Origin of the sequence: Streptomyces sp. NPDC093598 (genome assembly GCF_044764825.1) — a bacterium.
Taxonomy (GTDB): Bacteria; Actinomycetota; Actinomycetes; order Streptomycetales; family Streptomycetaceae; genus Streptomyces.
In genome coordinates this window covers 1-17,513 of sequence record NZ_JBIWIV010000015.1, presented here as the reverse complement: position 1 = coordinate 17,513, position 17,513 = coordinate 1, and the positions used below count along the sequence as shown (strand labels likewise).

General features: G+C 71.3%; 18 protein-coding genes. 6 read left to right on the top strand and 12 right to left on the bottom strand.

From position 1 onward, the window contains the following. Positions 1–32 precede the first annotated feature (32 nt). Positions 33–986, bottom strand: a complete 954-nt coding sequence (locus ACIRDU_RS31100) for an ROK family protein (protein ID WP_403585616.1) — start codon at positions 984–986, stop codon at positions 33–35. 273 nt (positions 987–1,259) lie between these two features. Between ACIRDU_RS31100 and ACIRDU_RS31095 the strand changes: the two genes are divergently transcribed. Beyond that, positions 1,260–2,246, top strand: coding sequence for a LacI family DNA-binding transcriptional regulator (locus ACIRDU_RS31095; RefSeq protein ID WP_403585613.1), 987 nt, complete (start codon positions 1,260–1,262; stop codon positions 2,244–2,246). A gap of 7 nt (positions 2,247–2,253) precedes the next feature. Next, the gene (locus ACIRDU_RS31090; RefSeq protein ID WP_403585611.1) at positions 2,254–3,069 is read left to right on the top strand and encodes a hypothetical protein; all 816 of its coding nucleotides are present in this window, start codon (positions 2,254–2,256) and stop codon (positions 3,067–3,069) included. On the opposite strand, the gene ACIRDU_RS31085 is transcribed toward ACIRDU_RS31090, so the two are convergent. Both ACIRDU_RS31085 and ACIRDU_RS31080 read right to left on the bottom strand, forming a co-directional pair. Then, positions 3,015–4,811: a serine/threonine-protein kinase gene (locus ACIRDU_RS31085; RefSeq protein ID WP_403585608.1), complete on the bottom strand. Its 1,797-nt coding sequence runs from the start codon at positions 4,809–4,811 to the stop codon at positions 3,015–3,017. The genes ACIRDU_RS31090 and ACIRDU_RS31085 overlap by 55 nt on opposite strands. Positions 4,812–4,973: 162 nt before the next feature. After that, positions 4,974–6,275 (bottom strand): DUF6986 family protein, encoded by a 1,302-nt coding sequence (locus tag ACIRDU_RS31080; protein ID WP_403585606.1) that lies wholly within the window; start codon positions 6,273–6,275, stop codon positions 4,974–4,976. 194 nt (positions 6,276–6,469) lie between these two features. Between ACIRDU_RS31080 and ACIRDU_RS31075 the strand changes: the two genes are divergently transcribed. After that, positions 6,470–7,375 carry an endonuclease/exonuclease/phosphatase family protein gene (locus ACIRDU_RS31075; RefSeq protein WP_403585603.1) on the top strand — a complete coding sequence of 302 codons (906 nt, stop codon included), beginning with the start codon at positions 6,470–6,472 and terminating at the stop codon, positions 7,373–7,375. Positions 7,376–7,430: 55 nt separating this feature from the next. Here ACIRDU_RS31075 and ACIRDU_RS31070 read toward each other — a convergent pair whose 3' ends face one another. The 4 genes from ACIRDU_RS31070 to ACIRDU_RS31055 form a co-directional block, all read right to left on the bottom strand. Further along, entirely contained in the window at positions 7,431–8,393 is a 963-nt protein-coding gene (locus ACIRDU_RS31070) for an electron transfer flavoprotein subunit alpha/FixB family protein (RefSeq protein WP_403585601.1), read from the bottom strand. A 57-nt stretch (positions 8,394–8,450) separates the two neighbouring features. Then, positions 8,451–9,239 carry an electron transfer flavoprotein subunit beta/FixA family protein gene (locus tag ACIRDU_RS31065; protein ID WP_033307107.1) on the bottom strand — a complete coding sequence of 263 codons (789 nt, stop codon included), beginning with the start codon at positions 9,237–9,239 and terminating at the stop codon, positions 8,451–8,453. A gap of 219 nt (positions 9,240–9,458) precedes the next feature. Next, positions 9,459–9,950 carry a flavin reductase family protein gene (locus ACIRDU_RS31060; protein WP_403585598.1) on the bottom strand — a complete coding sequence of 164 codons (492 nt, stop codon included), beginning with the start codon at positions 9,948–9,950 and terminating at the stop codon, positions 9,459–9,461. 83 nt (positions 9,951–10,033) lie between these two features. After that, a complete protein-coding gene (locus ACIRDU_RS31055) occupies positions 10,034–10,447 on the bottom strand; it encodes a thioredoxin family protein (protein WP_403585965.1) in 414 nt (137 codons plus the stop codon). Positions 10,448–10,525: 78 nt separating this feature from the next. Here ACIRDU_RS31055 and ACIRDU_RS31050 point away from each other — a divergent pair, with 78 nt between their 5' ends. Both ACIRDU_RS31050 and ACIRDU_RS31045 read left to right on the top strand, forming a co-directional pair. Continuing rightward, positions 10,526–10,942 (top strand): DUF4395 domain-containing protein, encoded by a 417-nt coding sequence (locus ACIRDU_RS31050; RefSeq protein WP_403585595.1) that lies wholly within the window; start codon positions 10,526–10,528, stop codon positions 10,940–10,942. A 188-nt stretch (positions 10,943–11,130) separates the two neighbouring features. After that, positions 11,131–11,859: a lysophospholipid acyltransferase family protein gene (locus ACIRDU_RS31045; RefSeq protein ID WP_403585592.1), complete on the top strand. Its 729-nt coding sequence runs from the start codon at positions 11,131–11,133 to the stop codon at positions 11,857–11,859. Between the two features lie 18 nt (positions 11,860–11,877). Here the strand turns inward: ACIRDU_RS31045 and ACIRDU_RS31040 are convergent, their stop codons facing one another. The 5 genes from ACIRDU_RS31040 to ACIRDU_RS31020 form a co-directional block, all read right to left on the bottom strand. Beyond that, positions 11,878–12,579 carry a B3/4 domain-containing protein gene (locus ACIRDU_RS31040; RefSeq protein WP_403585589.1) on the bottom strand — a complete coding sequence of 234 codons (702 nt, stop codon included), beginning with the start codon at positions 12,577–12,579 and terminating at the stop codon, positions 11,878–11,880. Positions 12,580–12,591: 12 nt separating this feature from the next. Continuing rightward, positions 12,592–13,164 carry a transglutaminase domain-containing protein gene (locus ACIRDU_RS31035; RefSeq protein ID WP_403585586.1) on the bottom strand — a complete coding sequence of 191 codons (573 nt, stop codon included), beginning with the start codon at positions 13,162–13,164 and terminating at the stop codon, positions 12,592–12,594. A gap of 69 nt (positions 13,165–13,233) precedes the next feature. Further along, entirely contained in the window at positions 13,234–14,304 is a 1,071-nt protein-coding gene (locus ACIRDU_RS31030; protein ID WP_403585584.1) for a threonine aldolase family protein, read from the bottom strand. Next, entirely contained in the window at positions 14,301–15,095 is a 795-nt protein-coding gene (locus ACIRDU_RS31025) for an SDR family NAD(P)-dependent oxidoreductase (protein WP_403585581.1), read from the bottom strand. Before ACIRDU_RS31025 ends, ACIRDU_RS31030 begins: the two co-directional genes overlap by 4 nt. Next, positions 15,092–16,489, bottom strand: a complete 1,398-nt coding sequence (locus ACIRDU_RS31020; protein ID WP_403585579.1) for a DUF6421 family protein — start codon at positions 16,487–16,489, stop codon at positions 15,092–15,094. Before ACIRDU_RS31020 ends, ACIRDU_RS31025 begins: the two co-directional genes overlap by 4 nt. A 250-nt stretch (positions 16,490–16,739) precedes the next feature. On the opposite strand from ACIRDU_RS31020, the gene ACIRDU_RS31015 reads away from it, so the two are divergent. Next, positions 16,740–17,423 carry a glycerophosphodiester phosphodiesterase gene (locus tag ACIRDU_RS31015; RefSeq protein WP_403585576.1) on the top strand — a complete coding sequence of 228 codons (684 nt, stop codon included), beginning with the start codon at positions 16,740–16,742 and terminating at the stop codon, positions 17,421–17,423. Positions 17,424–17,513: the final 90 nt, after the last annotated feature.

Below are 17,513 nucleotides of genomic sequence, written 5' to 3'. Positions count from 1 at the left end.
GAACGTTCCTGCCAGATCGGCCGGCTCAGGTCTCACACCCCGGCCGCCGCCGCGTCCGTCCGCTTCGCCAGGGCTGCCGCCGCCGCGCCCACCAGCCCGGCGTCCGTGCCCATCTGTGCCGGCGCCACGGTCAGGTGCCGGACGAAGGACAGGGTCGCGTAGGTGCTCAGGGCCTTGCGCAGGGGGGCGAAGAGGACATCGCCCGCCTTGCCCACTCCCCCGCCGATCACGGCGATGTCGATCTCCACGAGTGTCGCGGTGGCGGCGATCCCGGCGGCCAGGGCCTGGGCGGCCCGCTCGAAGGAGGCGAGGGCGACCGGGTCGCCGGACCGGGCGGCGGCGGCCACCGCGGCCGCGGACGTGTCCCCGTCGGGGCCGGGCCGCCAGCCGTTCTCCAGCGCGCGCCGGGCGATGTTGGGGCCGCTCGCGATGCGCTCCACGCAGCCGTGCGAGCCGCACGGGCACAGATCGCCGTCGAGGTCCACGCTGATGTGGCCGATGTGGCCCGCGTTGCCGGTGGGCCCGGGGTGCAGCCGGCCGCCGAGCACCAGGCCGCCGCCGACACCCGTGGAGACGACCATGCACAGCGCGTTGTCGTGGCCGCGGGCGGCACCCTGCCAGTGTTCGGCCGCCGTGATCGCCACACCGTCGCCGATCAGCTCGACGGGCAGGTCCCCTGTGGCGGCCCGGACCCGGGCGACGAGCGGGTAGTCGCGCCAGCCGGGCACGTTCACCGGGCTCACCGTGCCCGCGGAGGCGTCCACGGGCCCGGCGCTGCCGATGCCCACGGCCGTGGCCCTCCCCCACAGCGGCGACACGGTGAGCTCGCGGAGCACCTCCTCGACCGCCCGCATCACGGTGTCGCCGTCCTCCCGGGCGGGCGTCGGCCGCTGGGCGCGGACCAGGATCCGGCCGTGGCCGTCCACCAGAGCGCCGGCGATCTTGGTGCCGCCGATGTCGAGCGCGGCCACGAGGTCGGTGTGCATCAGAGTCGGATCTCCCCGTCGGGCATGAGAAAAACGCCGAGAAAGGCCATCAAGCAGGGCAAGCGGCAGACCGGTCCCGCGGCGGTGCGCGAGGCCGGAGATTGCGGTGGACAGTCTCCCCCGAGCCTGACAACGTTGTCCAGGCTCTATGCTCGACGCCACATCCTCATACAAACCCAGGATCGACGCACCCCCGTGGACGACAGGACAGGACACCGCACCGTGCCCCAGACCCCCCTCCGATCCGCAACGCGTTACGGCACCCGGCCGACCATGAAGGACGTCGCGGCGCGAGCCGGAGTCGGCCTCAAGACGGTCTCCCGTGTCGTGAACGGGGAGCCTGGGGTCACCCCCGAGACGGAGCGACGGGTCCAGGAGGCGATCGACGCCCTCGGCTTCCGCCGCAACGACAGCGCGCGGGTGCTGCGCAAGGGCCGCACGGCGAGCATCGGCCTGGTCCTGGAGGACCTCGCGGACCCGTTCTACGGACCGCTGAGCCGGTCGGTCGAGGAGGTGGCCCGCGCACACGGCGCCCTGCTGATCAACGGCTCCAGCGCGGAGGACCCCGAGCGCGAGCAGGAACTGGTGCTGGCCCTGTGCGCGCGGCGGGTGGACGGGCTGGTGGTGATCCCGGCCGGGGACGACCACCGGTATCTGGAGCCCGAGCTCAAGGCCGGTGTCGCCACGGTGTTCGTGGACCGGCCGGCCGGGCACATCGACGCCGACGTGGTCCTGTCGGACAACTTCGGCGGCGCCCGCGGCGGGGTCGCCCACCTCATCGCGCACGGGCACCGCCGGATCGGCTTCATCGGCGACATGCCCCGCATCCACACCGCCGCCGAGCGGCTGCGTGGCTACCGGGCCGCGATGGAGGACGCGGGCATACCGGTGGCGGGTTCCTGGATGTCCCTCGGCGTCACCGGCCCCGAGCGGGTGCGCAGGGCGGCCGAGGAGATGCTGACCGGCCCGGACCCGGTCACGGCGATCTTCGCGGGCAACAACCGGGTGACGGTCACCGTGATCCGGGTGCTCGCCGAGCAGACCCGCCGTGTCGCCCTGGTCGGCTTCGACGACATCGAACTCGCCGACCTGCTCCGGCCGGGCGTCACGGTCGTCGCGCAGGACGCGTCGGACATCGGCCGCACCGCCGCCGAACGCCTCTTCCGGCAGCTGGACGGCACCCTCGTCACCCCCGAGCGCATCGAGCTGCCGACCCGGCTGATCACCCGCGGCTCGGGCGAGATCCCCCCGGCGGACTGAGCGGCCGATGGACGACGGCACCGATCGCACGCTGCGAGCACTCGGACTGGCCGAGGCGCCGCGCGAGCGTCCCCTGCTGTATCCGGGCGCGTGGCCCGCGGATTCCGGCATCCTCGACGGGGACCGCTTCCTGCCGCCGGGGCGGCTGGTGTACGACGACCGCACACCGGTCATCGCCATCGGCTCCAACGGCTGCCCGGGGCAGCTGCGGCACAAGATGGCGGAGTTCGGGATCAGGTCGCCGTTGCCGATGGTGAAGGCACGGGTGACGGGTGTCGACGCCGGCGTCTCGGCGCATGTGAGCCGCATGGGGTATGTGTCGGCCTCCCCGGTCGGCGCCCCGGACACCGTGCGGGAGCTGTTCGTCCTGTGGCTCGACACCGAGCAGCTCGCGGTGATCGACATCAGCGAGGGCGTGCCGGTGCCGGGCGGCAACTTCGACCGGGCCTGGCTGCCGTCGCCCGACATCCTGGTCGACCTCGCGGACGGCACACGCCTGCCCGGGGCGTACGCCTACGTCAACCGGCACGGCGTCCTCCACGACGGCACGGGCATCCCGCGCACGCACCCGGGTGAGCGGGAGCTGCTGACCGAGCTGCTCGTCGGGCTGCCGGGCCTGCGGGAGCTGTTCGGCGTCGTACCCGAGGAGTTCTGCGCGCGGGCCCGCGGAGACCGGCGGCTGTGCGAGCGGGGCACGCGGCTGTTCATCGAGGAGAAGCTGGTGACGGCCTCCGGTCTGGAGCGGTACGTGGCCGCCTCGGCGCGGGCTCAGCAGAGCGGAAGCCCGGGAACCGGCGCGTCGTTGTCGCCGCCCTTGATGTAGACGTCACTGACCCAGACGTTCGTGTTGCCGCTGTCGTCGTCGGTCTTCGCCCACCAGACGTTGGTCCACTGTCCGGACGTCTCGCGGCGGCCGAGGTTCTGCTGGCAGTAGAAGTAGTTGGTGCCCGCGTTGAGGATGCCGGCCTTGGTGCCGGAGGCGGTGTAGGAGTCGGCGGTCTTCCAGACGTGGCAGTTGTACTTGCCGCCGCCGGTGGGGTGGCAGACCGGGGCCGGGCTGGTCGAGCCGCCGCCTGTCGTGGCCCCTCCGCCGGAGGTGCGGCCGTCCGACGTCCCTCCTCCGGTGCCGCCGGTGGTGTCGGTGGTGCCGCCGCCGGCGGACTTCGCGGGGACCGGGGTGGTCGCGCGGCCGGTGGGCTCGGGGCTCTTCTTGCCGCCGGGTTCCTCGGCCGGGGCCTTGCCCTTGTCGTCGCCCTGTCGCGTGGGCCTCAGGGCGTTCGAGCCGTCGTCCGCGCCCCCGGACGGGGCGGAGGCCCCGGCATCCGCACGGGCGGCGTCGGTCCGGCCTCCGGTCTCCTTGCCGCCGGAGTCGCTCATCAAGGCGACCGTGGTACCGGCGGCAGCGAGAACGGCGGTGACGGCCGCGGCGGCGAGCAGGACGCGGGGCCTGCGGCGGCGCGCGGCGGGGCCGGCGTTCATCGGGCCGGTGGGGGTGGTGCTGCCGGGGCCGGCCGGGCCCAAGCGCTGGGGGACGCCGCCCGGGCCCTGCGGACCGGACCCTGGTGTGTTCGTGCCCTCGTCAGGTACCGAGGGTCCCGGCTGAGGCGGTCCGAACCCCGGCGGCACCGAGGGGACGCTCCGCTCCGTCTCAGCGCGCGGGGACGTGGGCGTCAGTCCCCGCAGGGGTGACGTCGGCGTGTCCGTGCCGCCCCCGTCCGCGACCGCCTGTAGCAGTGCGCGGGCCTGCTCGGCCTCCGGGCGGGACTCGGGGCGCTTGTCCATCAGCCGCTGGAAGACGGGTGCGAGGGGGCCGGCGCGACGGGCTTCCGGCAGTGGCTCGGTGACGATCGCGGTGAGCGTGGAGAACGTGGACGTACGGCGGAAGGGCGAGGCACCCTCGACGGCCGCGTACAGCGTGGCGCCCAGGGCCCAGATGTCGGAGGCGGGGCCCGGGTCGGCGCCCTGCGCGCGCTCGGGGGCCAAGTAGTCGAGGGAGCCGACGAGTTCGCCGCTGCGCGTGAGGTGCGTGGCCGAACCGTCTCCGGGATCCTCCATCGTGGCGATGCCGAAGTCGGTGAGGACGACCCGGCCCGAGCGGTCGAGCAGGATGTTGCCCGGCTTCACGTCCCGGTGCAGGACGCCCGCGCGGTGGGCGGCGGCCAGCGCGTCCATGACCTTCGCGCCGATCCCGGCCGCCTCACCCGGGTCCAGCGTGCCGCGCTCGCGCAGGACGTCGTCCAGGGACGGCCCGTCGACCAGTTCCATGACGATGATCGGACGGCCGTCGACCTGGGCGATGTCGTGCACGGCGATGACGCCGGGGTGGCGCACCCGGGCCGCCGCACGCGCCTCGCGCCGCATCCGCAGGTGCAGATCGGCGAGTTCGGGACCGGCCGCGTCGGTGTAGGTGCGCAGTTCCTTGACCGCGACCTCACGGCCGAGGACCTCGTCGACGGCCTTCCAGACGACGCCCATGCCGCCGCGTCCCAGCGCCGCCGTGACGCGATAACGGCCTGCCAGCAGCCGGCCGGCCCCGTCCGTCTGACCGTGCTCCCCCGTCGACACCCCTGCCCCGTTCCCGTAAACCCCACCGGACGCACCGACACCGTCAGTACGTGGCGTACAGACTACGGGGCGGCGGTGACGGCGCCGGCAGCCGGCGACGGCTGTGACAGGGCCGGTACGTGCCGGCCGAGCCGTCGGACGGAGGCGGTCAGGCAGAGGCGGTCAGGCGGAGGCCGTCAGATCCCCGCGCCGGGGTGCCGCGAAGCTCTCCAGGTCCGCCCGGGTCAGGCCGGCCAGGCGGGCGACCTCCCCGATGTCCAGGGCGCCGCAGTCCAGGCCGCGCAGGAGGTAGCCGCTGAGGGCCTTGGCGGTGGCGGGCTCGTCCATGACGTCGCCGCCGGTGCGGTTGGCGTAGCGCGACAGGCGGGCGGCGGCCTGCTCGAAGCCCTCCCGGTAGAAGGCGAAGACGGCCGCGTAGCGGGTGGGGATGTGGCCGGGGTGCATGTCCCAGCCCTGGTAGTAGGCGCGGGCCAGGGCGCGGCGGGTGAGGCCGTAGTGCAGGCGCCAGGCGTCGTGGACCTTGGCGGTCGGGCCGACCGGCAGGACGTTCGTCGAGCCGTCCGAGACGCGGACGCCCGTACCGGCCGCCGCGACCTGCATGACGGCCTTGGCGTGGTCCGCGGCGGGGTGGTCACTGGCCTGGTGGGCGGCGGAGACGCCGAGGCAGGCGCTGTAGTCGAAGGTGCCGTAGTGCAGGCCGGTGGCGCGGCCCTCGGCGGCCTGGATCATGCGGGCTACGGTGGCGGTGCCGTCGGCGGCGAGGATGGACTGGCTGGTCTCGATCTGGATCTCGAAACCGATCCGGCCGGGTTCGAGGCCGTGCGCCTTCTCGAAGGCGTCGAGCAGCCGCGCCATGGCGGTGACCTGCTCGGCGTACGTGACCTTGGGCAGGGTGAGGACCAGCCCGTCGGGCAGGCCGCCGGACTCCATCAGGCCGGTGAGGAAGATGTCGAGGGTGCGGATGCCCCGGGCGCGTACGGGCGCCTCCATGCACTTCATGCGGATGCCCATGTAGGGGGCGGCGGTGCCGTCCTCGTAGGCCTCGGCGACGATCCGGGCGGCGCGGGCGGCGGCCTCGTCCTCCTCGGCGTCGGGGCGGTTGCCGTAGCCGTCCTCGAAGTCGACGCGCAGGTCCTCGATGGGCTCGCGCTCCAGCTTGGCGCGCACGCGCGCGTGGACCGGCTCGGCGAGGTCGTCGGAGAGTCCGAGGACGGCGGCGAAGGACGCGGCGTCCGGGGCGTGTTCGTCGAGGGCGGCGAGGGCGCGGTCGCCCCAGGAGCGGACGGTGTCGGCGGCGAAGACGTCGCCGGGCACGTAGACGGTGTGGACGGGCTGGCGGGTGCCGGGGTCCCCGGGGTAGCGGCGCTCCAGCTCCGCGTCGACCGGCGCGAGGGAGGCGCTGATCTCCTCGCTGACGGCGCCCGCGAGGCTCGTCGCCACCTTCTCCTGCTGGCCCTGACCCATTCCGAGACCCTCCTCTTTTCCGCTGTACGGAATCCACAATCCGTAGAGCGAAGTTATCGGCCGACCTTCGCCCAGGTCAACACCGTCGTGCCGTGGGATCCCCCATCCTTCACCCATGGTCACAGCCGACCCGCCCTCATCTTCCGTATTCAGAAGGCAAGCTTCATCCTGACGTGCAAGGGGAGGGAGATCACGTGCCGAACGAGGTCGGAGTGACGCGCCGCCACGGGCTCAAGGCGGCTGCGGCCGCCGCCATCGCTGGACCGCTGCTCACCACCGCGGGCCCCACACCGCGCGCTTCCGCCGGCGAGCACCCAGGCGCCCTGAACGTCATGACGTTCAACGTGCGCTTCGGGACCGTCGTCGACAAGACACCACGCTGGGAGGTGCGCCGACCGGTGATGCGAGAACTGCTGCGCCGCGAGCTACCGCACCTCATCGGCACCCAGGAGGGGCTCTACCGGCAAGTGCGCGCGATCGAGAAGGATCTGGGCGGGCACTACGACTGGATCGGCATCGGACGCGGGGGCGGCAGCAAGGACGAGTTCATGGCGGTCTTCTACGACACACACAGACTCGAACCGATCGAGTTCGATCACTTCTGGCTGTCCGACACCCCGTACGCGATCGCCTCGAACACCTGGGACGCGGACTGGCTGCGCATGGTGACCTGGGTCCGTTTCGCGGATCTCGCCGACGGAGGTCGGGAGTTCTACGTCCTCAACACCCACTTGGACAGCGTCAGCCAGTACGCGCGGGAACGCTCGGCGGGGCTCATCGGCGAGACGATCGCCGGGTGGGACCGGTCGTTACCGGTCATCGTCACCGGCGACTTCAACGCGGCCGCCCACGACAACCGGGTGTACGACCTCATGCTGGACATCGGGCTGGTGGACGCCTGGGACGCGGCGGCCTCGCGGAGTCCGGCGTACGGGACGCACCACGGCTACCGGAGGCTCAGGCCCGGCGGGCGGCGCATCGACTGGATCCTCACCACGCCCGGGGTGACCACGCACTGGGCCGGGATGAACACCTTCAGCATGGACGGGATGTTTCCGAGCGACCATCTGCCGGTGCAGGCCTCGATGACCCTGGGATGAGAAGAGGCCCCGTGACCGTTCGTGCGGTCGCGGGGCCTCTCACAGGCCGGGGCGATCAGCCCTTGCGGGTCTTGATCTCCTCGGTCAGGGCCGGGACGACGTCGAAGAGGTCGCCGACGACGCCGTAGTCGACGAGGTCGAAGATCGGGGCCTCGGCGTCCTTGTTGATCGCCACGATCGTCTTCGAGGTCTGCATACCGGCGCGGTGCTGGATCGCGCCGGAGATGCCGTTGGCGATGTACAGCTGCGGCGAGACGGACTTGCCGGTCTGGCCGACCTGGTTGGTGTGCGGGTACCAGCCGGCGTCCACCGCGGCACGCGAGGCACCGACGGCCGCGCCGAGGGAGTCGGCGAGCGCCTCGATGATCGCGAAGTTCTCCGCGCCGTTGACGCCACGGCCACCGGAGACCACGATCGCGGCCTCGGTCAGCTCCGGACGGCCCGTCGACTCACGCGGCGTACGGCCGGTGACCTTGGTGCCGGTGGCCTGCGCGGAGAAGGAGACGGAGAGGGCCTCGACCGCACCGGCGGCCGGGGCGGCCTCGACGGCGGCGCTGTTGGGCTTGACCGTGATGACCGGGGTGCCCTTGGAGACACGGGACTTGGTGGTGAAGGAGGCGGCGAACACCGACTGCGTGGCCACCGGGCCCTCGTCGCCGGCCTCCAGGTCGACGGCGTCGGTGATGATGCCGGAGCCCAGACGCAGCGCCAGACGGGCGGCGATCTCCTTGCCCTCGGCGGAGGACGGCACCAGCACGGCGGCCGGGGACACGGCCTCGTGGGCGGCCTGGAGGGCGTCGACCTTCGGCACGACCAGGTAGTCGGCGTACTCGGCGGCCTCGTGCGTGAGGACCTTGACCGCGCCGTGCTCGGCGAGCGTGGCGGCGGTGTCACCGGCGCCGTTGCCCAGCGCGACGGCGACCGGCTCGCCGATGCGGCGGGCGAGGGTCAGCAGCTCCAGGGTGGGCTTGCGGACGGCGCCGTCCACGTGGTCGACGTAGACGAGAACTTCAGCCATGGGACTTCTTCTCTCCTGCTTGCGAAAGATGAGGGACGGATCGCGACTGCGTCGGGCCTAGATGAACTTCTGGCCCGCGAGGAACTCAGCGAGCTGCTTGCCGCCCTCGCCCTCGTCCTTGACGATCGTGCCCGCGGTGCGGGCCGGGCGCTCGGCCGCGCCGTCGACCGTGGTGTAGGCGCCCTCCAGACCGACCTCCTCGGCGTCGATGTCGAGGTCGGACAGGTCCCAGGACTCCACCGGCTTCTTCTTGGCCGCCATGATGCCCTTGAACGACGGGTAACGGGCCTCGCCCGACTGGTCGGTCACGGACACGACCGCCGGGAGGGAGGCCTCCAGGTTCTCGGAGGCGGCGTCGCCGTCGCGGCGGCCCTTGACCGTGCCGTCCTCGACGGAGACCTCGGAGAGCAGGGTGACCTGCGGGACGCCCAGGCGCTCGGCGAGCAGCGCGGGCACGACGCCCATGGTGCCGTCGGTGGAGGCCATGCCGGAGATGACGAGGTCGTAGCCGGCCTTCTCGATCGCCTTGGCCAGGACCAGGGAGGTGCCGATGGCGTCGGTGCCGTGGATGTCGTCGTCCTCGACGTGGATCGCCTTGTCGGCGCCCATGGACAGCGCCTTGCGCAGGGCGTCCTTGGCGTCCTCGGGGCCCACCGTCAGGACGGTGATCTCCACGTCGTCGTCGGAGTTCTCGGAGATCTGCAGCGCCTGCTCGACCGCGTACTCGTCGAGCTCGGAGAGCAGACCGTCCACGTCGTCCCGGTCGACGGTCAGGTCATCGGCGAAGTGCCGGTCGCCAGTGGCGTCGGGCACGTACTTCACAGTGACAACGATCCTCAAGCTCACGCCGGCTCTCCTACTGCATCGTCATTTCCATGCTGCCTACTTGCAGGCAGCATAGGCGCCTCTAGCGTCCGATCCCGGTCGGGGCGACCCACGCCCCGAGCGAAATATTACTCGTCAGTACACCCAGTTCGTTCCCGCTAAGCAAGCGCTTTGAACTGTGACCTTCGCAACGCAGCGTAACCGGAACTCGACGGTCACGCAGCCCGGGGGACACCCGGTTCAGTCACGCAGACGCTGGAAGCGTCCCTGGTGGTAGAGGAGCGGACGGCCGGCGCCCGAGGGGTCGCCGTGCACGAGCTCGGCGAGCACGATCCGGTGATCGCCGGCGGGCACCCGCGCGACGACCCGGCACACGAGCCAGGCGAGCACGCCGTCGAGGACGGGAACACCCTCGGGCCCCTCCCGCCAGGCGGTGGGCGGGCCGAAGCGGTCGGCGCCGCTGCGGGCGAAGGTGGCGGCCAGCTCCTGCTGGTGCTCGCCGAGGACATGGACACCGACATGGTCGGCCGCCGCGATCGCGGGCCAGCTGGAGGCGCCGGTGCCGACGCCGAAGGACAGCAGGGGCGGCTCGGCGGAGACGGACGTCAGGGAGGTGGCGGTGAAGCCCACCGGGCCCGCCTCGCCACGGGCGGTGATGACGGCGACTCCCGCCGCGTGCCGCCGGAAGACCGAGCGCAGGAGGTCGGGCGTGGCGAGAAGGTCCGCAGACATGGGGTCAGGCTGACGATAAATGGTGGGCGCAGTCAAGTTCGTTCCGCGTTGTGGGAGATGACTCACTGGCGGCACCACACCCGTCACACCGCCTCCCCCAGGGCGGCGATCACGTCGGCCTTGCGCGGCTGCCCCGTGGCCCGTCGCACCACGCGACCGTCGGCGTCGAGGACCAGCACGGTCGGGGTCTTGAGGATGTCCAGCCGCCGTACGAGGTCCAGGTGGGCCTCGGCGTCGATCTCGACGTGGGTCACGCCCGGCACCAGTGCGGCGACCTCACCGAGGACCCGCCGGGTCGCCCGGCAGGGGGCGCAGAACGCGCTGGAGAACTGCACGAGCGTGGCCCGCTCGCCGAGTTCCACGCCCAGCTCCGCCGCATCGAGCCGCTTGCCCTCGTCCCGCCCGCGCACCCGCACCCTCCCGCTCCGCCGCCGTTGCAGCACTCCGTAGGCGCTCGCCGCCGCGAGCACCACCACGCACACCACCAGTCCGGTCATCACCTGCTGCAAGCGTTCACGAGACCGCAAAGATTCCCGCCCGCGCAACGCGGCCGTGCTGCGGAATGCTGGGTTCCCATGGACATCGATGCGAGAGGGCCGCGTTTCGGCGCGGCCGTCACGGCCGCCGTCCTGGCGGTCGTTCTGGTCACAGGGAGCGCCTGGCTGCTGGCCTGGCAGACGCTGGCCTTCCTGCTCGGCGCGGCGGGCGGGGTCAGCCGCTCCCCGTACGGCCTGCTGTTCGCGAGGGCCGTACGGCCGCGGCTCGGGCCGCCGACGGAGTTCGAGGCGCCCGAACCGCCACGTTTCGCCCAGGTGGTGGGGCTGCTTTTCGCCGGGCTCGGACTCGTCGGCCACACCCTGGGACCCGGCTGGCTGGGACTCGCGGCGACCGGCGCCGCGCTCGCCGCCGCCTTCCTGAATGCGGCGTTCGGGTATTGCCTGGGCTGCGAGTTGTACCTGCTCGTGCGGCGGGTGACGGTCCGCGCGGAGTAATGGGGGCGCAAAAGCACGAGGTGGGGACCGGCGAGTGACGTGACGAGAATCTCGCCGCCGACGGGCACGAGGACTGGCTACCCGGCCGTTCTTGGGGCACGATCTGCGACAAGCCGTAAACCTACGGCTGCGTAACTTCTCCACTGGGAATCCCTTCCCAGGCAGAGCAGGAAGGGTCCGAACCGCCCATGGCAGAGCTCGTCTACCGTCCCGTCGTCGGTTTCGCCCGCACGCTGTTCAAGGTGTGGGACCTCAAGATCGACTGTCAGGGTTCGGAAAACATCCCGCGCTCGGGCGGCGCCGTGTTGGTGAGCAATCACATCAGCTACCTGGACTTCGTCTTCGACGGCCTGGCCGCGCTGCCGCAGAAGCGCCTCGTGCGTTTCATGGCGAAGGAGTCCGTCTTCCGGCACAAGATCTCCGGCCCGCTGATGCGCGGGATGAAGCACATCCCCGTGGACCGCAAGCAGGGCGAGGCGGCCTACGCGCACGCCCTGGACTCGCTGCGCTCGGGTGAGATCGTCGGGGTGTTCCCCGAGGCGACCATCTCCCAGTCGTTCACGCTGAAGAGCTTCAAGTCGGGCGCCGCGCGCCTGGCCCAGGAGGCCGGCGTGCCGCTGATCCCGATGGCGGTGTGGGGCACGCAGCGACTGTGGACCAAGGGTCACCCGCGCAACTTCAAGCGCAGCCACATCCCCATCACGATCCGCGTGGGCGAGGCGATCGAGGCCTCCCGCGACAAGTACGCGGGCGCCATCACGCGCCAGCTGCGCGAGCGCGTCCAGGAGCTCCTCGAAGCCGCCCAGCGTGCCTACCCCGTGCGCCCCAAGGGCCCGGAGGACACCTGGTGGATGCCGGCCCACCTCGGGGGCACGGCTCCCACACCGGAGCAGGTGCGCGAGGCCGAGGCGCACTGACGCCCGGCCGGGCGCGGCTCAGGCGGAAGGCTCCACAGCGCGTACGGCGATGTCCGCCCCCGGGCTGAACTTCTCCAGCAGCTCGGCGAGTTCCGCCCCGGCCGCGGTCACCTCCGCCACCGGCATCGGGGGCAGGCTCTCCAGCAGGAAGATGCCCGACGTCGTCTCCTCGGTGAGCCGGGTGCGCGGGCCCTGACGCCAGTTCCAGCGGCGACAGGTCACGCCCGCGTCGTCGCGCCACACCACTTCGCCCGCGTCGGGGTGCTCGACGGTCTCCTCACCGCCGGCGACGGTCACGAAGTCCTCCTCCCCCGTGGCGCGGATCAGGCGCATGCCGCCCTCGATGCGGTCGATGTCCTCGCCGCCGACGGGGATCAGATGGGCGACGGAGACGGCGTTGTAGAGGTCGACCAGCAGGTTGATGCGGGGCAGCCCGGCGTCCGAGAGAGCCCGCCTGGCCAGCGCCTCCGCGGAGTTGCGGGTGCGGGACGGCTTCGAGCCGAACGCCGTGTAGGTCTCGCGCCATGCGGCCATGTGCGGGTCCTCGTGCGGGGCGCGTCCGTCCAGCCGTAGGGCGAGCCGGCGTGCCGCGGCGTCCAGCAGAGCCGAACCGGCGTCACTGCTCGGCCCGTTGACCAGGCCGTGTGCCTCGATCGCGAGGTGCCTGAAACCGGGCGCGAGAGCGCGTACGTCGTCGGACACGGTCAGCGTGAGCGTCATGGTCGCCTTGCCTCAGAGTGCGGTGGGGAGCGTCTGCCAGAGGTGCGGCCGGTCGCGAGCTGCCGTGAGGGCGTCCAGTACGACCGGATGCGGTGCAGCATACAAGACTGGATAGTCCAGTTCATTGGACGCCTGGTCGGGCGTGAAGGCGAGCCGCTCACCGTCGAGGGAGAACCGGGCGTCGACTCCGGGCTTGTTGCCCCGGGGGTCCTGCCGGTGCCACGCGCCGTTGAACCGCACAGCGACCAGCCCGTGCACCTCCTCGAACTTCTGGTAGCACAGCGCGGTCGGGATGTCCTCGGCCCGCAGCAGCGCGGCCAGCGCGTGGGCCTTGGCGTAGCAGATGCCGGTGCGCTGCTCCAGGACGTCGGAGGCCCGCCAGGTGACGCGGAGATCACCGGAGTCCTGCGAGTGCGGGATGGTGTCGCGAACGAACTCGAAGGCCGCTCGCGCATACTCATACGAATTGGCCACCCCGTCGGCGAGCCTCGCCGCTGTGTCACGCACGAGCGGGTGGTGATGGTCGATCGCCTCGTCAGCGGCCAAGTAGGCAGAGAGGTCGGGCGTTTGCTGAATCAGCTGCATGCGGGCAGAGCGTAGGGAGAGGCCCGACCTCTCGTCAATTCATTTACGCTCTGCCGCATACTTATGCACCTAGCGGGCCATCTCCTCCTTCAGCGCTGCCAGGAACGTGTCGACGTCCTCCTCGGTCGTGTCGAAGGCGCACATCCAGCGGACGTCGCCCGCGGCCTCGTCCCAGAAGTAGAAGCGGAACCGCTTCTGGAGTCGCTCGCTCACGTCATGGGGCAGGCGGGCGAAGACCGCGTTGGCCTGCACCGGGTAGAGGATCTCCACGCCGTGCACGGCCCGCACGCCCTCGGCGAGGCGCTGGGCCATCTCGTTGGCGTGGCCGGCGTTGCGCAGCCACAGGTCCCGGGCGAGCAGGGCCTCCAGCTGCACCGACACGAAGCGCATCTTGGAGGCGAGCTGCATGGACAGCTTGCGCAGGTGCTTCATGTGGCTGACGGCGTCCTGGTTGAGGACCACGACGGCCTCGCCGAACAGAGCGCCGTTCTTCGTGCCGCCGAGGGAGAGGATGTCGACGCCGGCGGCGTTGGTGAGCGTGCGCATCGGGACGTTCAGGGTGGCGGCGGCGTTGGCCAGCCGCGAGCCGTCCAGGTGCACCTTCATGCCGTGCGCGTGGGCGTGCTCACAGAGGGCGCGTATCTCCTCCGGCGTGTAGACCGTGCCCAGTTCGGTGGCCTGGGCGATGGAGACCACCTGCGGCATCGCGCGGTGCTCGTCGTCCCAGCCGTACGCCTGCCGGTCGATCAGCTCGGGCGTGAGCTTGCCGTCGGGCGCCGGAACGGTCAGCAGCTTCAGCCCGCCGACCCGCTCCGGGGCCCCGCACTCGTCGACGTTGATGTGCGCGCTCTCGGCGCAGATCACCGCGCCCCAGCGGTCGGTGACCGCCTGGAGCGCGACGACGTTGGCGCCGGTGCCGTTGAAGACCGGGAACGCCTCGGCCGTGGGCCCGAAGTGGCTGCGGACCACCTGCTGGAGGTTCTCTGTGTACGCGTCCTCGCCGTACGCGACCTGGTGCCCGCCGTTGGCCAGGGCCAGGGCGGCGAGGACCTCCGGGTGGGCCCCGGCGTAGTTGTCGCTGGCGAAACCGCGGACCCCGGGGTCGTGATGACGGCGGGCGTCGGTCTTCGGCGGGTTCACGGCTTCTCGGTGAGCCACAGACGGTTTCCGTTCACTTCGGCGGCGGGCTTCTCCCAGACCTGGGTGATGGCCTCGGCCAAGTCCTTGACGTCGGTGAAGCCCGCGAACTTCGCGTTGGGGCGGTCGGCGCGCATCGCGTCGTGCACCAGTGCCTTCACCACCAGGATCGCAGCCGCCGACGTCGGCCCCTCGGGGCCCCCGGCCTTGCGGAAGTAGTCCGCCATGGCCAGTGTCCACGCCTCGGCCGCGGCCTTGCCGGCCGCGTACGCGGCGTTGCCCGCGGTGGGCTTGGTGGCGCCGGCGGCACTGATCAGCACGTACCGGCCGCGGTCGCTGCGTTGCAGCGCCTCGTGGAACGCGAGGGAGGTGTGCTGCACGGTGCGCACCAGCAGCATCTCCAGGAAGTCCCAGTCGTCGAGGCTGGTCCGGGTGAAGGTCTCGCTGCCGCGCCAGCCGCCGACGAGGTGGACCAGGCCGTCGACGCGGCCGAAGTCCTTCTCGATGCGGGTGGCCCAGTCGCGGGTGGCTCCCAGGTCCAGCAGATCGACCGTGTCACCGGTGACGGTGGCGCCGCCGGTCGCGTAGCTCGCCGCGTCGACCGCCTCCGCCAGCCGCTCCGGATCGTTGTCCGAGCCGATGACGGTCGCACCCGCCTCGGCCAGCCTGAGCAGCGCGGCCCGGCCGGCGGGTCCGCCCGCTCCGGCCACCGCGATCACCGCACCGCTGAGCGCCCCGTTCCCCGCCATGGTCCTCGCCTCCTGAGCCGTGTCCTCGGTACGCCGATCGCTCATGCGGCGATCCGCTCGGCGCTGTCCGCCGTGATGCCCTTGGTGGAGGCGATCACGTTCTTCAGCTTCTTGGACAGTGCCTCATAGAACATGCTCAGCGGAAACTCGTCGGGAAGCACGTCATCGACGAGTTTGCGCGGCGGCTGCGTCGTGTCCAGGGCGTCGGGGCCCTTGGCCCACTTCGAGCCCGGGTGCGGGGAGAGGTAGGTGGAGACCAGCTCGTACCCGGCGAACCAGTGGACGAGCTTGGGGCGGTCGATGCCGTCGCGGTACAGGTCCTCGATCTCGCCGCACAGCTGGTTGGTGACCTGCGGGGCGCGCTCCCAGTCGATGGTGAGCTTGTTGTCGGTCCAGCGGACGACGTCGTGCTTGTGCAGGTAGGCGAAGAGGAGCTGGCCGCCGAGGCCGTCGTAGTTGCGCACGCGCTCGCCGGTGACCGGGAAGCGGAACATGCGGTCGAAGAGGACCGCGACCTGCACGTCACGGGCCTGCGGCACGCCGTCGGCCGACAGCTTCACGGCCTCCTTGAAGGCGGTGAGGTCGCAGCGCAGCTCCTCCAGGCCGTACATCCAGAACGGCTGGCGCTGCTTGATCATGAAGGGGTCGAAGGGCAGGTCGCCATGGCTGTGGGTGCGGTCGTGGACCATGTCCCACAGCACGAACGCCTCCTCGCAGCGCTTTTGGTCGTGGACCATCGCGGCGACGTCCTCGGGCAGCTCCAGGCCCAGGATGTCGACGGCGGCGTCGGTCACACGGCGGAAGCGGGCGGCCTCGCGGTCGCAGAAGATGCCGCCCCAGGTGAACCGCTCCGGCGCCTCGCGCACGGCGATGGTCTCCGGGAACAGCACGGCCGAGTTGGTGTCGTAGCCGGACGTGAAGCCCTCGAACTTGATGCCGCAGAACAGCGGGTTGTCGTAGCGGGTGCGCTCCAGTTCGGCCAGCCAGTCCGGCCAGACCATGCGCAGCACGACCGCTTCGAGGTTGCGGTCCGGGTTGCCGTTCTGCGTGTACATGGGGAAGACGACGAGGTGCTGGAGGCCGTCCGCGCGGTTCGCGGCGGGCTGGAACGCCAGCAGCGAGTCGAGGAAGTCGGGCACCTGGAAGCCGCTGTCGGCCCACCGGGTCAGGTCCTTGACCAGGGCCTCGTGATACGCGCCGTCGTGCGGAAGCAGCGGGGAGAGTTCCAGGACGGCGTCGGCGACCTGGCGGACGGCGAGCTCGGCTTCGGCCGGGTCGGGCGCGCCCTCGGCGTCGAAGTCGATCGACCCATCCTTGGACTGCCATGGCCGGATCCGCTCCACGGCATCCTTGAGCACGGGCCATGCCGGGTGCTCCACCACCCTGGCCACGGGAGGAAGACCTTCCTCCGAACCCACCTGCACAAGAATTTCCGTCATGTCCCACCTTCCACGGGAGAATCTCACGTATGCAGACCGTATACACACGAGGTTCCTCCCAGCAAGGGTGAACCCGGGAAATTATCCTGCCTGACCCGCTCCTTCACCGCACTTTTTCCTGTCGGCCACGCTTCTGCCCGGATGCGCGCCGACCATGCCCTCACTCTCTGCACAGGGCGGGTCCAGGCGATACGGTCAGGGGGGCCGTCAGGCCCCCCACTGCCGCCTGTCGACGGAAGAGAGTCGCGTCTTGAACTTCCTCACCATCGGTCACCGCGGAGTCATGGGTGTGGAGCCCGAGAACACCCTCCGGTCCTTCGTCGCCGCCCAGGAGGCGGGACTCGACGCCATCGAACTCGATCTGCATCTGAGCAAGGACGGCGCGCTCGTCGTCATGCACGACACGGATGTGGACCGCACGACCGACGGCACCGGGCCGATCGCCGAGAAGACCCTCGCCGAGCTACGGGCCCTGGACGCGGGCCGGGGCGAGCGGGTCCCGGTCTTCGAGGAGGTCCTGGAGGCCGTCCATACGCCGCTCCAGGCGGAGATCAAGGACGCGCAGGCGGCGCGGGCCCTGGCCGAGGTCATGAACGAGCGCGGGCTGGCGGGCCGGGTGGAGGTGTCCTCGTTCCACGACGAGGCGATCGCCGAGATCAAGCCCCTGGTGCCGGGTGTGCGCACCGCGCTGATCGCCAGCCGCTACGGCACCGACATCGTGGACCGCGCCGTCGAGGCCGGTGCCGAGACCGTCTGTCTGAACATCCGCCGGCTCACCCTGGAGATCGTGGAGCGGGCCCGCAAGGCCGACCTGAAGATCATCGGCTGGGTGGTGAACACGCAGGACCAGCTGCGTCTGGTCCGGGCGTTCGGCCTGGACGGCGCGACCACGGACCACCCGGACATCAAGCGCACGGGCCGTTTCACGGCCTAAAGGGTGTTGCAGAAGGCTTTGCGGCGGGCATTTTGCCTGTATGGGTGGGGTGTTGAGGGCTGAGCCGGTGTGGGTGGAGACGTTCACGGG

Coding starts and splice junctions, on each gene's coding strand:
- ACIRDU_RS31025 (WP_403585581.1), bottom strand. CDS start 15,095: ATGAGCGATCGGCGTACCGAGGACACGGCTCAGGAGGCGAGGACCATG.
- ACIRDU_RS31090 (WP_403585611.1), top strand. CDS start 2,254: ATGGACGACGGCACCGATCGCACGCTGCGAGCACTCGGACTGGCCGAG.
- ACIRDU_RS31070 (WP_403585601.1), bottom strand. CDS start 8,393: ATGGCTGAAGTTCTCGTCTACGTCGACCACGTGGACGGCGCCGTCCGC.
- ACIRDU_RS31040 (WP_403585589.1), bottom strand. CDS start 12,579: ATGACGCTCACGCTGACCGTGTCCGACGACGTACGCGCTCTCGCGCCC.
- ACIRDU_RS31060 (WP_403585598.1), bottom strand. CDS start 9,950: ATGTCTGCGGACCTTCTCGCCACGCCCGACCTCCTGCGCTCGGTCTTC.
- ACIRDU_RS31050 (WP_403585595.1), top strand. CDS start 10,526: ATGGACATCGATGCGAGAGGGCCGCGTTTCGGCGCGGCCGTCACGGCC.
- ACIRDU_RS31100 (WP_403585616.1), bottom strand. CDS start 986: ATGCACACCGACCTCGTGGCCGCGCTCGACATCGGCGGCACCAAGATC.
- ACIRDU_RS31095 (WP_403585613.1), top strand. CDS start 1,260: ATGAAGGACGTCGCGGCGCGAGCCGGAGTCGGCCTCAAGACGGTCTCC.
- ACIRDU_RS31045 (WP_403585592.1), top strand. CDS start 11,131: ATGGCAGAGCTCGTCTACCGTCCCGTCGTCGGTTTCGCCCGCACGCTG.
- ACIRDU_RS31035 (WP_403585586.1), bottom strand. CDS start 13,164: ATGCAGCTGATTCAGCAAACGCCCGACCTCTCTGCCTACTTGGCCGCT.
- ACIRDU_RS31020 (WP_403585579.1), bottom strand. CDS start 16,489: ATGACGGAAATTCTTGTGCAGGTGGGTTCGGAGGAAGGTCTTCCTCCC.
- ACIRDU_RS31055 (WP_403585965.1), bottom strand. CDS start 10,447: ATGACCGGACTGGTGGTGTGCGTGGTGGTGCTCGCGGCGGCGAGCGCC.
- ACIRDU_RS31080 (WP_403585606.1), bottom strand. CDS start 6,275: ATGGGTCAGGGCCAGCAGGAGAAGGTGGCGACGAGCCTCGCGGGCGCC.